This window comes from Chitinophaga rhizosphaerae (assembly GCF_003958645.1).
Taxonomy (GTDB): domain Bacteria; phylum Bacteroidota; class Bacteroidia; order Chitinophagales; family Chitinophagaceae; genus Chitinophaga; species Chitinophaga rhizosphaerae.
Window position 1 is genome coordinate 1 of sequence record NZ_RXLO01000013.1, and the last position, 14,125, is coordinate 14,125.

The 14,125-nt window shown below is 55.0% G+C and carries 15 protein-coding genes and 1 tRNA gene; 10 read left to right on the top strand and 6 right to left on the bottom strand.

Features of this window, described 5'->3' with window-relative positions; genetic code table 11:
* Positions 1-216: 216 nt before the first annotated feature.
* From EJ361_RS22530 to EJ361_RS22550, 5 genes are all read left to right on the top strand, one after another.
* A tRNA-Leu gene (locus EJ361_RS22530) sits at positions 217-300 on the top strand.
* Positions 301-443: 143 nt separating this feature from the next.
* Complete coding sequence (locus tag EJ361_RS22535) at positions 444-1,757, top strand: DUF2130 domain-containing protein (RefSeq protein WP_126248609.1); 1,314 nt, start codon at positions 444-446, stop codon at positions 1,755-1,757.
* A gap of 63 nt (positions 1,758-1,820) precedes the next feature.
* Positions 1,821-2,465, top strand: coding sequence for an HAD family hydrolase (locus EJ361_RS22540; RefSeq protein ID WP_126248611.1), 645 nt, complete (start codon positions 1,821-1,823; stop codon positions 2,463-2,465).
* 225 nt (positions 2,466-2,690) lie between these two features.
* Complete coding sequence (locus tag EJ361_RS22545) at positions 2,691-3,335, top strand: DUF4136 domain-containing protein (RefSeq protein ID WP_126248613.1); 645 nt, start codon at positions 2,691-2,693, stop codon at positions 3,333-3,335.
* A 48-nt stretch (positions 3,336-3,383) separates the two neighbouring features.
* On the top strand, positions 3,384-4,007 hold the full coding sequence (locus EJ361_RS22550; RefSeq protein WP_126248615.1) for an outer membrane beta-barrel protein: 624 nt from the start codon (positions 3,384-3,386) through the stop codon (positions 4,005-4,007).
* 72 nt (positions 4,008-4,079) lie between these two features.
* Here the strand turns inward: EJ361_RS22550 and EJ361_RS22555 are convergent, their stop codons facing one another.
* Together EJ361_RS22555 and EJ361_RS22560 are read right to left on the bottom strand one after the other, a co-directional pair.
* Positions 4,080-5,060 (bottom strand): FAD:protein FMN transferase, encoded by a 981-nt coding sequence (locus EJ361_RS22555; protein ID WP_164714381.1) that lies wholly within the window; start codon positions 5,058-5,060, stop codon positions 4,080-4,082.
* A gap of 20 nt (positions 5,061-5,080) precedes the next feature.
* Positions 5,081-6,259 (bottom strand): acyl-CoA dehydrogenase family protein, encoded by a 1,179-nt coding sequence (locus tag EJ361_RS22560; RefSeq protein WP_126248619.1) that lies wholly within the window; start codon positions 6,257-6,259, stop codon positions 5,081-5,083.
* 78 nt (positions 6,260-6,337) lie between these two features.
* Here EJ361_RS22560 and EJ361_RS22565 point away from each other — a divergent pair, with 78 nt between their 5' ends.
* Positions 6,338-6,781, top strand: a complete 444-nt coding sequence (locus EJ361_RS22565) for a YciI family protein (RefSeq protein ID WP_126248621.1) — start codon at positions 6,338-6,340, stop codon at positions 6,779-6,781.
* Between the two features lie 74 nt (positions 6,782-6,855).
* Here EJ361_RS22565 and pyrF read toward each other — a convergent pair whose 3' ends face one another.
* Positions 6,856-7,656: an orotidine-5'-phosphate decarboxylase gene (gene pyrF / locus EJ361_RS22570; RefSeq protein WP_126248623.1), complete on the bottom strand. Its 801-nt coding sequence runs from the start codon at positions 7,654-7,656 to the stop codon at positions 6,856-6,858.
* Positions 7,657-7,772: 116 nt separating this feature from the next.
* Here pyrF and EJ361_RS22575 point away from each other — a divergent pair, with 116 nt between their 5' ends.
* A complete protein-coding gene (locus tag EJ361_RS22575) occupies positions 7,773-8,636 on the top strand; it encodes a sugar phosphate isomerase/epimerase family protein (protein WP_126248625.1) in 864 nt (287 codons plus the stop codon).
* Positions 8,637-8,666: 30 nt separating this feature from the next.
* The gene (locus tag EJ361_RS22580; RefSeq protein WP_126248627.1) at positions 8,667-10,034 is read left to right on the top strand and encodes a Gfo/Idh/MocA family protein; all 1,368 of its coding nucleotides are present in this window, start codon (positions 8,667-8,669) and stop codon (positions 10,032-10,034) included.
* Between the two features lie 43 nt (positions 10,035-10,077).
* On the opposite strand, the gene EJ361_RS22585 is transcribed toward EJ361_RS22580, so the two are convergent.
* From EJ361_RS22585 to EJ361_RS22595, 3 genes are all read right to left on the bottom strand, one after another.
* Complete coding sequence (locus EJ361_RS22585; protein ID WP_126248629.1) at positions 10,078-10,704, bottom strand: FMN-binding negative transcriptional regulator; 627 nt, start codon at positions 10,702-10,704, stop codon at positions 10,078-10,080.
* Positions 10,705-10,829: 125 nt separating this feature from the next.
* Positions 10,830-11,021: a hypothetical protein gene (locus EJ361_RS22590; protein WP_126248631.1), complete on the bottom strand. Its 192-nt coding sequence runs from the start codon at positions 11,019-11,021 to the stop codon at positions 10,830-10,832.
* Between the two features lie 8 nt (positions 11,022-11,029).
* Complete coding sequence (locus tag EJ361_RS22595; protein WP_126248633.1) at positions 11,030-12,130, bottom strand: Mrp/NBP35 family ATP-binding protein; 1,101 nt, start codon at positions 12,128-12,130, stop codon at positions 11,030-11,032.
* A gap of 144 nt (positions 12,131-12,274) precedes the next feature.
* Between EJ361_RS22595 and EJ361_RS22600 the strand changes: the two genes are divergently transcribed.
* Positions 12,275-12,880 carry a carboxypeptidase-like regulatory domain-containing protein gene (locus EJ361_RS22600; RefSeq protein ID WP_240646714.1) on the top strand — a complete coding sequence of 202 codons (606 nt, stop codon included), beginning with the start codon at positions 12,275-12,277 and terminating at the stop codon, positions 12,878-12,880.
* Positions 12,881-12,942: 62 nt separating this feature from the next.
* Positions 12,943-13,833 carry a 3-hydroxyacyl-CoA dehydrogenase family protein gene (locus EJ361_RS22605; protein ID WP_126248637.1) on the top strand — a complete coding sequence of 297 codons (891 nt, stop codon included), beginning with the start codon at positions 12,943-12,945 and terminating at the stop codon, positions 13,831-13,833.
* The last annotated feature ends 292 nt before the right edge of the window (positions 13,834-14,125 follow it).

Below are 14,125 nucleotides of genomic sequence, written 5' to 3' on the forward strand. Positions count from 1 at the left end.
ATTCGAGTATGCCGGCTGGCAAAAGAAGTTCGATGAGTTGTTTATAGTTCTGGTCCACGGAGATCATTGATATAGCATGCAAAACAAAGCATTTTTTACTCTTTCCCCCAACTTTTCAACTTGATCCAAAACGCGTCGGGAAAAATTATTTGTGGAATCAGCCGGCCGGATGATGCAATTATCAAAAAAGATTTTACTTTTGCGACCCCGACAAATGCGGAGGTGGCGAAATTGGTAGACGCGCTACTTTGAGGTGGTAGAGCCCGAAAGGGTGTGAGAGTTCGAATCTCTTCCTCCGCACAGTCTTGAAAAGGAGTTATTTCTCGCGAAGTGACTCCTTTTTTCATGCGCCGGCATGACCAAAAATCGGCTACCTTTACCGCAGCGCAGATACAATGCGCGCCAGCGCCTGTAATTTGACCGCAGGCCAAATCATGTGAAATATGGGAACGAATATCAACTGCCCGAACTGCGGACACCTGTTTGTCATGGAAGACGCTATGGCCGCCGAAATCAAGAAAGACCTCCGCGGAAAGATGGAGACCGAATGGCGCAAGCGCGTGGAGGCCCTCGAAGCCCAGAAATCAGAAATAGAACAGGCCAAACTGCAAATCGTTTTGGAACGCCAGCAAGTCTCGCAAGACAGGCAGCGGCAGGAAGATGAATTGCATAACCGCCTCCAGGCCGAAAAAGCCAAGATGCAGGAAGCCCTGGGCGAACAGATCCGCAAAAACGTGTCGGCCGATTTCGAAAACCAGCTCCGCCTCATGCGCGAAGCGCAAATGGCCAACGAGGAAAAACTGAAACAGGCACGCCTCCAGGAGCTGGACTTCCTCCGCAAAACACAGGAGCTCCAGAACCGCGAACAGGAGCTCGACCTCATCCTCCAGAAAAAAATCATCGAAGAACGGAACTATATCGCCGAACAGATCCGCCGGGAAGAAAGCGAACGTAATAATATCCGCGAAACCGAATACCAGCTCCGCCTGAAGGAAATGGAAAAACAGCTCGACGATCAGCGCCGCCTCGCCGAAGAAATGCGCCGCAAAGCCGAACAGGGCTCCATGCAGTTGCAGGGCGAAGTGCAGGAACTGGCGCTGGAAGAAATGCTGCGCGCCGCTTTCCCGTTCGATGAAGTGAGCGAAGTCGGCAAAGGAGTCAGGGGCGCGGATTGCATCCAGACCGTCCGCAACCAGTTCGGCCAGGAGTGCGGGAAGATCATTTATGAATCCAAGCGCACGAAAGACTTTTCCCGCGAATGGATCGAAAAACTGAAGGCAGACATGCGCTCCCAGGGGGCAGACGTGGCCGTGCTGGTGACGCAGGCGCTGCCCAAAGACATGGACCGTTTCGGCGAAAAGGAAGGCGTATGGATCTGCACGTTCCAGGAAGTGAAAAGCCTCACGTTCGTACTGCGCGACGCCATCCTTAAAGTTTACAACGCCGTGAAATCGCAGGAAAATAAAGGCGATAAAATGCGCCTGCTCTACCATTACCTCACCAGCGGCGAGTTCGCCGAGCAATGGAGCGCCATCCGCGAAGGGTTCCGGTCCATGAAAATATCCATCCAGAAAGAACGCGAAGCCATGGAAAAACTCTGGAAAGCCCGCGAAAAACAACTGGAAAAAGTTTTGCTCAACGCCGCCCACATCAAAGGGTCCATCGAAGGCATCGCCGGAAGCGATTCGGTAGACCTGCAATTGCTCGACGATGCCGCCGAAGCATTGCTCGGATCGCCAGACAACGGCAACGATTGACATTTTCAAAAAAAATGTGATATAAACCTTGCGCGGCGGATTTTGCCGTCATACATTTACTACATGAAAAACCAAAAGTATCAATCCGTTATATTCGATCTCGGCGCCGTACTGGTAGACTGGAACCCGCGCTACCTGTACAATAAAGTTTTCAAGACGCCGGAAGAAACGGATTACTTCCTGGAAAATATCTGCACATCCGACTGGAACGAAATGCAGGACGAAGGCCGCAGCCTGCAAGACGGTACGGAACTGCTCGTGGCGGAACACCCTGCGTTCGAAGCGCAGATCCGCGCGTTTTACGGCAGGTGGAAGGAAATGCTGGGAGGCGATATTGCCGGTACGGTAGACATCCTGAAAGAACTGAAGGAAAGCGGTCGATTTAAATTATACGCGCTCACCAACTGGTCTAACGAAACTTTTCCCATCGCGCTGATTGAATACCCCTGGTTGCAGTGGTTCGACGGGATCGTGGTATCGGGCCGCGAAAAAATGCGCAAACCCCATGCGGCATTTTATCAGTTGCTCACAGAGCGCCACGCGATCGACAAAAGCCAGGCCATCTTTATCGACGATAATCTCCGCAATGTAAAAGGTGCGGAAGCATTCGGGATCGAATCCATCCACTTCCAATCACCCGAACAATTGCGCGAAGCCCTGCTCAGCCGCGGAATCCTTTCCAGCGCTGCGGTACAGCAACAACAGTAATATCCCATCCGATTTTCATATCATCGAAAAAGTTTATGCAAGCCGCCACCATGGCGGCTTTGCTTTAACATTTCCTTTAGTCAACTTTAACGTTTTTCTGGTAAACGGCCGGTAACATTCACGCGTCTATAGCGTTTGAATAGGAAACAGGCCGGAACAGCCCCAGCAACGGCTGCAACGCCGGTTATTTTTTGGCATACTATAAGGAAATAAAATCGAAAGCATATGAAAAGAACAGGACTGATGTTAAGTGCGCTTGCCGCTTTCGTAGTGTTGGTCAGCAGCTGCCGTAAAGAGCCGCTGAACGATATGACTGCGGAAGAGTCGCGCATTTACGTGACCAACTACGACGAAAAGGCTGATTTCACCACATTCAAAACGTTCAGTATAGTGGACTCCGTTGCGGTGATCAGCAACAGGGAGGGCTCCAAAAAGGAATTGACCCAGTACGACCAGCAGCTGCTGGCCCAACTCAAATCACAGATGCAGGCCCGCGGGTATACGCTCGTGGACAAAGCGGCGAAACCTGACCTCGCCATGAACGTTAGCCGCATCGACAATACCACCACATCCATCGGGTACAATCCGGGATACTGGGCCGGATGGCCGGGTTACTGGGACACCGGTTACTGGGGCTATCCCGGATGGGGATACTGGTTCCCCAGTTATTACAACGTTTTCCGCTATAACGAGAAATCCGTTGCGGTAGACCTGCTCGATCTGAAGAACGCCAAAACCGGCGAAGGCAACAAATTAACGGCCATCTGGAACGTTATGCTGCGCGGTTCCGGCGTTTGGAACGGCAACAACATCGAAACCATGGTGAAAGCCGTTTTCGACCAGAGCCAGTATCTGAAAACCACTAACTAGGCGAGTGGGATTTTTGTAACAGACAGGTAAAGTTAAAATCGACAAGTCATGAAAAGTATTAAAACCATCATATTGGGCCTGGCATTGATCGCCGGCGGCGCCGTTGCCGCCCATGCGCAAAGCCGTCCGCCCCTTTCCGTTAACGTCAATTATTCGATCGCGCAGCCGCTGGGCTCGCTGAAGGATTATGCCGATAAAACCAGTTTCCGCGGTTGGAACGTAGGTGTGCAATATCACCTGAACGATCAGCTGGCAGTGGGTTTGAAGACCGGTTTCGGGGATTTTTATGAAAGGGTCCCCCGCGCGGTGTATCCCGGAAAAGGTGAAGACATCTCCGCCGTGCAAACGCGTACCCTGCAAACCATTCCCATCCTCGCAACCGTGCAATACACTTTCACCAAACCGGATGCGGCCGTGCTGCCCTATGCTGGGCTGGGGATCGGTACCGCGAATATGAATTACGAGAAATATTGGGGCGAATTCGTGGAGAAAGAAAACAAATGGGCGTTCCAGGTGAGCCCGGAAGTGGGCGTGAACGTGCCTTTCGGGAAATATTCACCGTTTATGTTCAACGCCAGCGTGCAATATAATTATGCGCCGTACAAACAGTTCGAAATCAAGAATTTCAACACGGTACAGGCCAACATAGGTTTGAAGTTCCATATCCAGTAATAAGGACCATCAATTTAACGGAACATGTGAAGTGGAGGGGCCGCCAATTCGGGCGGCCCCATTTTTTTACCGTTAATGAACGGTGAAGAAGCCTTCGGAATATTTTTCTCGGATGGAACCGTCGGCGTCTTTATAAATGAAAAACGCTTCCAGCTTAAGTTTCGGGTGTTGCCGGATGAATTCAATGCCCTTTTCCACGCCGAGGAGAATGAGCGCATTGTCGTAAGCATCGGCCGTCATGGCATCGGGTGCAGTTACGGTAACGGTGATGATGTTGTTGTGGACGGCTTCGCCGGTTTTGGGGTGGATGGTATGGGCGAAACGGGTGCCCCCTTCGTCGAAAAACCGTTGGTAATTGCCGCTGGTGGCCACCGCGCGATCGCTCAAATGCAGCAACGCCCCGTTCCCTTCGTTCCCGTCTTTCCGCTCTATCCCCACGCTCCAGGGCTGGTTCTTATCGTTGTGGCCCTTGGCCGCCAGTTCTCCGCCCACATCCACCAGGTAATTCCTGATCCCGCGCGATTGCAAAAATTTCGCGATCACATCGGTCGTATATCCCTGCGCGATACCGTTGCAGTCGATTTCTACGCCGGGGTGTTTTTTCAGGAGGTATTTGGCGCGGATGATGAGCTTCTCATAACCCACACGCCTGAGCGTTTGCTGGATATCCGCATCCGACGGGCGTCCTTTTTTATGCCGCACCACGCCGAAGCCCCAAAGGTCTACGAGCGGTTTCACGGTAATGTCGAACATTCCATCGGTGATGCGGCTCACTTCCTGCGCCTTCCGGACCACGGGGCGCATGTAAGCGTCCATCACTACTTTTTCGCCTTCGTTGAACCGGTTGATGAGCGACCCGGGCTGGTAGAGCGAAAGTGAACGGTCGATCTGCCGGAACAGGGATTCCACTTCGGGTTTGAGCGAAGTACTGTCTTTTCCGAGATATTTCACGATGTAGTAGGTGCCTTGTGCTTTCCCGGAGATGGTAACAGTCTGTTGCGCGGTTGCATGGATGAAGGCCAGGAGGCATCCGGCCAGAAAAATTCCCTTCATGCGGCCAAAATAATAAAACGTCATGAGAAAGCATTCAGGCCGGTGATATCCATGCCGGTGATGAGGAGATGCACTTCGTGCGTGCCTTCGTAGGTGATGACGCTTTCGAGGTTCATCATGTGGCGCATGATGGGGTATTCGCCGCTGATGCCCATGGCGCCGAGGATTTGCCGCGCCTCCCGGGCAATGCGCGTCGCGGTTTCGCAGGCGTTGCGCTTGGCCATGGAGATTTGTTCGGCAGTGTCCTTGCCGGCGTTGCGGAGCATACCGAGGCGCCAGTTGAGGAGTTGTGCCTTGGTGATATCGGTGATCATTTCCGCCAGTTTTTTCTGGATCAGCTGAAACCCGGCGATGGGCCTGCCGAACTGAACGCGCTCTTTCGCGTAGCGCAGGGCGGTGTCGTAACAATCCATCGCCGCGCCGATAGCGCCCCAGGCGATGCCGTAGCGGGCAGACGACAGGCAGGAGAGGGGCGCCTTCAGCCCCCGGGCTTCGGGCAGCAGGTTGGTTTTCGGGATGCGGACGTTGTCGAGCACCAATTCGCCGGTGGCACTGGCGCGCAGGCTCCATTTGCTTTTGGTTTCCGGTGTGGAAAACCCTTCCATCCCGCGCTCCACGATCACGCCGCGCACCTTGCCTTCGGGATCTTTCGCCCAAACCAGGGCAATATCGGCGAAGGGGGCGTTGGAAATCCACATCTTCGTGCCGTTCAGTAATATATGGTCGCCGTCGTCGTCGAAGTAAGTCAGCATACCCGCCGGATTGGAGCCGAAATCGGGTTCCGTGAGCCCGAAGCAGCCCATCATTTCCCCGCTGGCCAGGCGCGGCAGGAAACGCTTTTTCTGCGCTTCGCTGCCGAATGCATAAATGGGATACATGACCAGGGAACCCTGAACAGAGGCCGTAGACCGGATGCCGCTGTCGCCCCGCTCCAGCTCCTGCATCATGAGGCCATAAGAAATATGGTCCATCCCGCCACCACCGTACTCCGCAGGGATCGTAGGGCCGAAGCAGCCAAGCGCCCCCAGCGGCCGGAGAATATGATGCGGGAACTCCGCCCGCTGGCAGCAGTCGTCTATGATCGGGCTGATCTCTTTCTTCACCCAGTCGCGCACCGCGGCGCGCACGAGGCGGTGTTCGTCTGTCAACAATTCGTCGATGGCATAATAATCGGGCGATTGGAATAAGTCCTGGTGCATGGTGTTAGATTTTTGCTGTATCTCCGAATTTACGGAATTACGCCAAAGTTGTACCTTCGGCCGGCAAATCTGTCGCTTATGGCCAAATTGATACCTGTGTTCCTGCTGGGCGTTTTCCTGACGTTCGTGATCGCCAGTTTTTCTTCCCGGCTGAAACAAAATCCGCAAGGAACGGCGGCGCTTCAGCCTGCCACAGCGGATTCCCTGACACAGGCAAACATCGTACAGCAGTATTGGATGGTTTTTTTCCGGAATGGGGACCATATGCAGCAGGATTCTGCGGCTGCCGCGTTGATAGACGAAGCGCACGTGCTCCACATCCGCAACCTCACCCGCGAAGGCAAAATGATGCTGGCCGGCGCGTTTGCGGAATATGAGGATATGCGCGGGATGTATGTCCTGAAAGCGGCCGACAGCCTGGATGCGGCAAAAATGGTCATGGCCGATTCCGCCGTGGCGACGGGGCGGCTCCGGTTCGACATCAAGCCCTGGTGGACGGCCCGCAATTGTGTTTTCAAATAAGCTTACCAAAAACGGAAACGCCCCCGGCCGGGAGCGTTTCACTATGATTTCCAATAACTTTTACCAGGTTTGACTTACAGGTAGGTCGCCATTTCCGCCTGAAGGGCCTGTGCCGCGGCACGCGCGTCTTCCGCGAACTTCTCGTCGTTGCCGGCGTAAATTACGGCGCGACTGGCATTTACCAGCAGCCCTACATCCCCGTTCATCCCCTTTTCGGAAATATCCTTGAGACTGCCGCCCTGCGCGCCCACACCGGGCACGAGGAAGAAGTGGTGGGGCACGATCTTGCGGATGGCGGCTACGGAATCGGCCTGTGTGGCGCCTACTACGAACATCATATTGTCCGGAGTGCCCCAGGACGCGCATGTGCGCAGCACTTTTTCGTACAAAAGGCCGTCGCCGGCGGGTTGCAGCTGGAAGTCGGCGCTACCGGCGTTGCTGGTGAGGCCGAGCACGATGGCGAATTTGTCGCTGAAGCCGAGGAAGGGCTCCACGCTGTCGCGGCCCATGTAAGGCGCTACAGTTACGGAGTCGAAGCCGTAGGTCTCGTAAAAGGTTTTGGCGTAATAGGTGGACGTGTTGCCGATATCGCCGCGTTTGGCGTCGGCGATGGTGAATAAGGTTTTAGGGATATATTCGATGGTGCGCTGGAGGCTTTCCCATCCGCGAATGCCCTGGCACTCGTAAAATGCGGTGTTGATTTTGTAGGCGACGCAAAGGTCGTGCGTGGCGTCGATGATGGCTTTGTTGAAGGCGAACATCGGATCGGGGTGGGAAAGCAGGTGTTTTGGAATCTTCTGCATGTCCGTATCCAGACCGATACATAAGTAAGATTTCCTGTCCCTGATGAGCTGCACCAATTCCTGTCTATTCATAATTTGTTTTCAGTGTTAGCGCGAATTTCCGGCATTTTTGTCAATTCCCGATTTTGATTTTCCAATTTTACTTCTTAATTTTTCCCCGGTCCACGATTGTCGAAAAACTGATTTCCATGAAACTTTATCAAAAATTACTGTTCGCCCTCTTCCTTTCCCTTCCTTTTTTGCAATCGAATGCACAAAAGCGCGGGTTGCCGAAAATAGGTGTGGCTACGTCTTTGGAGAACGATAGTCTCCTGGCTGCGGCCGGGTTTGCGCATATCGAGGAAGGCGCCCGGAAGCTGTTCTCCCCGTCTGTCCCCGATACGGTCTATCGCCGCTTCCTGGGCAGGATCCGGGCCATGAAGCTCGACCTCGTCACCTGCAACCTCTTCCTCCCCGGAAGTATCAGGCTGACGGGCAAAGAAGCCAACGAAAAGGCAATTCTCGGGTATGTAGATACCCTTATGCAGCGCGCCAAAGAAGCCGGGGTGAAAATCGTCGTGTTCGGATCGGCGGGGTCGCGCAAATTGATGGATGGGCAGGATTCCGCCACGGCGTTGCGCGAGCTGATCGCTATTTCCCGGAAAATGGCGGATGTGGCGAAGAAATACGGCCGCATCATCGCCATTGAAAATCTAAACAGGTCAGAAGATAACTTCATCAACAGTCTTTCCATCGTCACCCACATCGCCAAATCCGTCAACCATCCCAATTTCCGGGTAACGGTGGATATTTACCACATGCTGCGCGAAGGGGAAGGTCCTGCATCTATCCTCGCCGCGGCGCCGTACCTGGTGCATTGCCATATTGCGGAAAAGGAGGGGCGGCGCGCCCCGGGCACGGCGGGCCAGGATTTCAGGCCGTATCTCGCCATGCTGAAAAAAGCGGGTTACAAAGGCCGCATCACCATGGAATGCGGATGGAAGAACATGCCGCAAGAATGCAGGCCAGCATTGGCATATCTCACCAAACAACTGACCGAAGCCTACGAGTAATCAATGCAACAATCATAAAATCATTCCACTATGACTATTAGCAACAAAAACCGCCGTGAATTCCTGAAACTCTCCATGATGGGGGGCGCCGGCGTGGCGCTCAGCGCCATGGGCATGCCGGCCAGCAGCTATGCCCGCATCCTGGGGGCGAACGACCGCGTGAACGTGGGCGTGGTCGGCTTTTCCGACCGTTTCCGCCAGGCGCTCATGCCCTGTTTCCTCAACAATTACAAAGACCTGAATTTCGACATCGTAGCCGTATCGGACATCTGGAAGCGCCGCCGTGAAGAAGGGAAATCCATGCTGGAAGGCAAGCTCGGCCACTCCGTTCAGGCTTGTGTGAACAACGACGAACTGTACCGGATCAAGGACCTCGACGCGGTGATGATCGCCACGGCCGATTTCCAGCACGCCTTTCATACCATCGAAGCCGTGAATAACAAGAAAGACGTGTATTGCGAAAAGCCTTTCGCCGAAACGATGGAAGACGCCCGCAATGCGCTCAGGGCCGTGAAAGCCTCCAAACGCGTGTTCCAGGTGGGCACGCAGCGCCGCAGCGGTAGGGGGTATCATGCCGCGGCCAAATTCATCCAGGAAGGCAAATTCGGCCCCATCACCATGGTGGAAATGACCTGGAACGTAAACCAGCCCGGGCGTTGGCGCCGGCCAGACCTGGTCAGCGAAATCCGTCAGGCCGACGTAGACTTCGCCCGTTTCCATTGCACCCGTCCGAAAGAAAACTGGGACCCCCGCAAATATCTCGAATACCGCCTCTTCTGGCCTTATTCCTCCGGCATTTTCGGCCAGTGGATGACGCACCAGATCGATACCGTACACTGGTTCTCCGGCCTCGAACATCCGCGCAGCGTAGTGGCCGGCGGCGGCATTTACCAGTGGAAAGACGGGCGCACCAATGCGGATACGCTCACCGCGGTACTGGAATACGGTCCGCAAAACGACCCTTCGTCGGGCTTCCAGGTGGTGTACAGCTCGCGTTTCCATAATTCCGCGGGCGGGACCAAGGAGTTGTATTATTCCAATGGCGGGATGATCGACATGAGTACCAACAAGATTACCCCCAACGGCGGCCTCCGCGAAAAAGAAGCGGCGGCGATGGGCCTGAAAGCGAACCTGCTGCCCGAAATGAGCCTCGCAGCCGCGGCCGGCGTGGAAGCAGGCGCCAACACCGGTGGCGACGATACCACCAACGCGCACGTCCGCAACTGGATGGATTGCGTGCGCAAGCAGGACCTGAAAACCAACGCGCCCATCGAAGCGGCGTACAGCCACTCCATCGCCCTCATCATGGGCACGGCGGCTTACCGCACGGGTCAGCGCGCTACGTTCGACGAAGCGAAGCAGGACGTGATGGTTGGCGGGAAAGTATTTACCCTGTAGTTTTTTATTGCACTCATAAACGAAGGCGCGCGGGCTGGACGGGTTACTGTCCGGCCTGCCGTCTTTTCGCCATTTCCTCCGCGATCTCCGCAGCCTGGGAGTCGCCGCTGGCATTGAGATGCGAGATGATATTGGCGTAATCGCGGTCGCTGCGGTTCTGGCTCAGTTTGAAGCGCGTCTCGATTTTATCCAGCGACATTTCGAAGCCGGTGATCGCTTTGAGACTGGCCTGCATGGCTTTTTCCGGGACGTCGGCCATGCGGACGGGATGTTCGGACGAGGCTTCGTATTTATTCATCAGGCTGGTGAGGGAGTCCACCAGTTCCGTTTCCGACAGGATGCGCAGTTTGCCGTAAATATGCACGGCGATGTAGTTCCAGGTGGGGATTTTTTCCTTTTCGTACCAGGAGGAGGAGATGTAGGCGTGGGGATCGGTGAAAACGGCGAGGAAGGTTTGCCCTGATTTAAAATCTTCCGTTTGGGGATTTGCGTTGGCGAGGTGGCCTCTCAGCACGAAGGTGCCCGGTTCCCTTTCTTCCAGTTCTACCGGGATGTGGGTGCCGTAAGGAGCGCCGTCGCGCACGCTCAGGAGCAATGCGAAGGCGTGTTTGCGGATAAAGGCGGCAATGGTTTCGAAATCGTGTTCCTGTGTTTGTTTAGGGGTGTACATGTTGGCAAGTATGATTATTTACGAAATATTGTTTGACATTGACTCCCGATATCATGCACCCAACCGTTCCCGTTATGCCTGCCGAAGGGCGGGGACCTGCGTTCCCCACGCTGGTCAAGCGCATTTCAATCTTCCTTCATCGATCCTTTATTAATTGTGCTGCTGATGTTGCCGGCGTCGCAGTTGCTGGACTGCTGGGGGAGGGGGCGCCGGAATAGGTCAATATCATCATGTTCCTGGCGCCCTGGGGCGGGGATGAACCCCGGCGCCGCGCCATTCACGACCTCGGCGCCGGGATTGTAGTGGTGTAGAAGCATTCGTTGCCTTAACGCTCCGTGATCTCTACGATCTTGGTGGGCGCTATGTTGGCATTGCGCATCGCGATGTTGCGGGCGGTGTTGCCGGCAAATTCGTTGAAGGCTTTCTGTGTAACGGGATCGGTGCCGGTAATGGCCGGAACGCCGTCGTCGCCACCTTCGCGGATGCTCTGTACCAGCGGTATCTGGCCGAGGAACGGGATTTCCAGTTCTTCCGCGAGGCGCATGCCGCCTTCTTTCCCGAAGATGTAATATTTGTTTTCCGGCAGTTCCGCGGGCGTGAAGTACGCCATGTTTTCCACGAGGCCGATGATAGGCACATTCACCTGCGGGGAGCTGAACATGGAGATGCCTTTCTTGGCGTCTGCCAGGGCCACGTCTTGCGGGGTGGTCACGATCACGGCGCCGGTTACGGGCACGGATTGTACGAGGGTGATGTGGACGTCTCCGGTTCCGGGGGGCATGTCGATCACGAGGTAATCCAGGTCGCCCCAATGCACGTCGCTCACGAATTGTTTCAGGGCGCTGCTGGCCATGGGGCCGCGCCATACGATGGCCTGTTTCTCGTCTACCAGCAATCCGATAGACATGAACTGGATGCCGTATTTTTCCATGGGGGCGATCATGCCTTTGCCGTTGACGTTCACCATCATCGGCCGCTGGCCGCGAACGCCGAACATGATGGGCACGCTGGGGCCGTAAATATCGGCGTCCATGAGGCCCACCTTGGCACCGTCCTGCGCCAGGGCGATCGCCAGGTTGGCGGCTACGGTGGATTTGCCTACGCCGCCTTTGCCGGAGGCCACCATGATGATATTTTTGACATTCGGCAGCAGGGTATTGCCGTCTTTCCGGTTGGAGCTGACGTTGGCAGTCATTTTAACTTCTACTTCCGCTTCCTTGCTGACGAGGTGGTGAATGGCATGGATGCACGCGTTGCGGATGAGTTCCTTCAACGGGCACGCAGGCGTGGTGAGCACCACCGTAAACGTAACTTTATTTCCTTCGATCTCGATGTCCTTCACCATGTTGAGGGTCACCAGATCCTTTCCCAGATCGGGTTCTTCCACATTCGACAGCGCCTCGAGGACCTTCTCTTTTGTGATCATAAAATGTTGTTAAATTTGATTGCGATCTGCAAAGTTAACCATAAATGAGGTTTAATTTGTCGCTATTATATTGGACATTGCGGGTCAGTTCCTGTATCTTAGTGCCTACACATGTATAGAAATCTTGTCATACTTTTTTCCCTGGTGTGCTTGCCTTTACTTTCCACTGCGCAATTCAAAGCGTTCAGGGACAGCATCATACAGATATCCGGTATTACCATGACGGCAGACAGCCTGCGTGCAGTGCCGGCGGTGAGCATCCTGGTGAAGGGCCAGGGCCGCGGCACTATTTCCAACAGCGTGGGCGTTTTTTCCATCGTTGCGTTTAAAGGGGATACGCTGCAGTTCAGTGCCATAGGCTTCCGCAGGAAGGATTACAAAATACCGCTCGATCTGCCGGGCAACCGTTATTCCATGATCCAGCTCATGGCGGAAGACACCGTGTACCTGACCGAAACCATCATCAAGCCTTACCCAACCCGCCGCGAATTCGAGAAACTGTTCGTGAGCATGGATATTCCGAACGACATGTACGAAATAGCCAGGAAAAACAACGAGCAGGCGAAGCTGCGCGCCATTGCGCAGGGCATGCCGATCGATGCGGGCGGCGCATATAACGTGTTCATGCAGAAGCAGCAGCAATCGCTGTACTACGCCGGCCAGGTGCCGCCGCAGAACATCTTCAACCCGCTGGCCTGGGCCCAGTTCATCGAATCCTGGAAACGGGGCGATTTTAAAAGGAAAAACTAACCTTCGCGGCCCGATGCGCCCTTTTTCCTAAATTGCCGCATCATTCACCAAAATTGTACGTTATGCAGAAAGTAGCCGTGATCGGCGCCGGCACGATGGGGAACGGCATTGCGCATGTGTTTGCACAAAACGGTTTCACCGTTCATCTCATCGATGTGGCGCAGCCCGCGCTCGATAAAGCCCTGGACACGATCGTCCGCAACCTCAACCGCCAGCTCGCCAAGGAAATCATTACGGAAGACGTGAAGCAAAGCACCATCGCCAATCTTCACACCTATACCGATATGGCCGCAGGCGTAAAAGGCGTGGAGCTCGTGGTGGAAGCCGCCACTGAAAATGTGGACCTGAAACTCCGCATCTTCCGCGATCTCGACCAGCACACCGCCCCCGGTACCATCCTCGCCACCAATACCTCATCCATCTCCATCACCAAAATCGCCGCCGCCACCTCGCGCCCCGGCAAAGTGATCGGGATGCACTTCATGAACCCCGTGCCCGTGATGAAGCTCGTGGAGATCATCAACGGCTATGCCACCGAATCCGACGTCACCGACGCGGTGCGGGAACTGTCGCTCAAACTGGGCAAAGTCCCCTGTATCGTGAACGACTATCCCGGTTTCGTGGCCAACCGCATTCTCATGCCGATGATCAACGAAGCCATCATTGCGCTGCATGAAGGCGTGGCGGGTGTGGAATCCATCGATACGGTGATGAAACTGGGCATGGCGCACCCCATGGGCCCGCTGCAACTGGCGGATTTCATCGGCCTCGATGTGTGCCTTTCCATCCTTCGCGTGCTGCACGACGGGTTCGGACAGCCGAAATACGCGCCCTGCCCGCTGCTGGTGAACATGGTGACCGCAGGGCACCTGGGCGTGAAGAGCGGCAGGGGTTTCTACAAATACGAAGGCGCGGGGAAAGACCTCGTGGTGAGCGACCGCTTCCGTCAATAAAATACTTCCTCAATAAAATCGACCCGCCGGCTACAGTGATCGCCCGGCGGGTCTTTCCATCAGTGGCGCGAACGCCGCGATGGCCATCCTGCCCCGCGCCGCGGCGAATTTCGCATGTTCCCCTACCAGTTTGTACACCGGACCTGTACCTGCCGGGTGAACACCATCGAATTGGGCCCGTATTCATCGAACGTGTTGGGGAACACGTCGATGACGATTGCACACATACCTTCTCCACCCCGGTCCCGAAGCGGACCCGGCTTGCTGGTAAGACAGATTTTTAGAGTCAGTG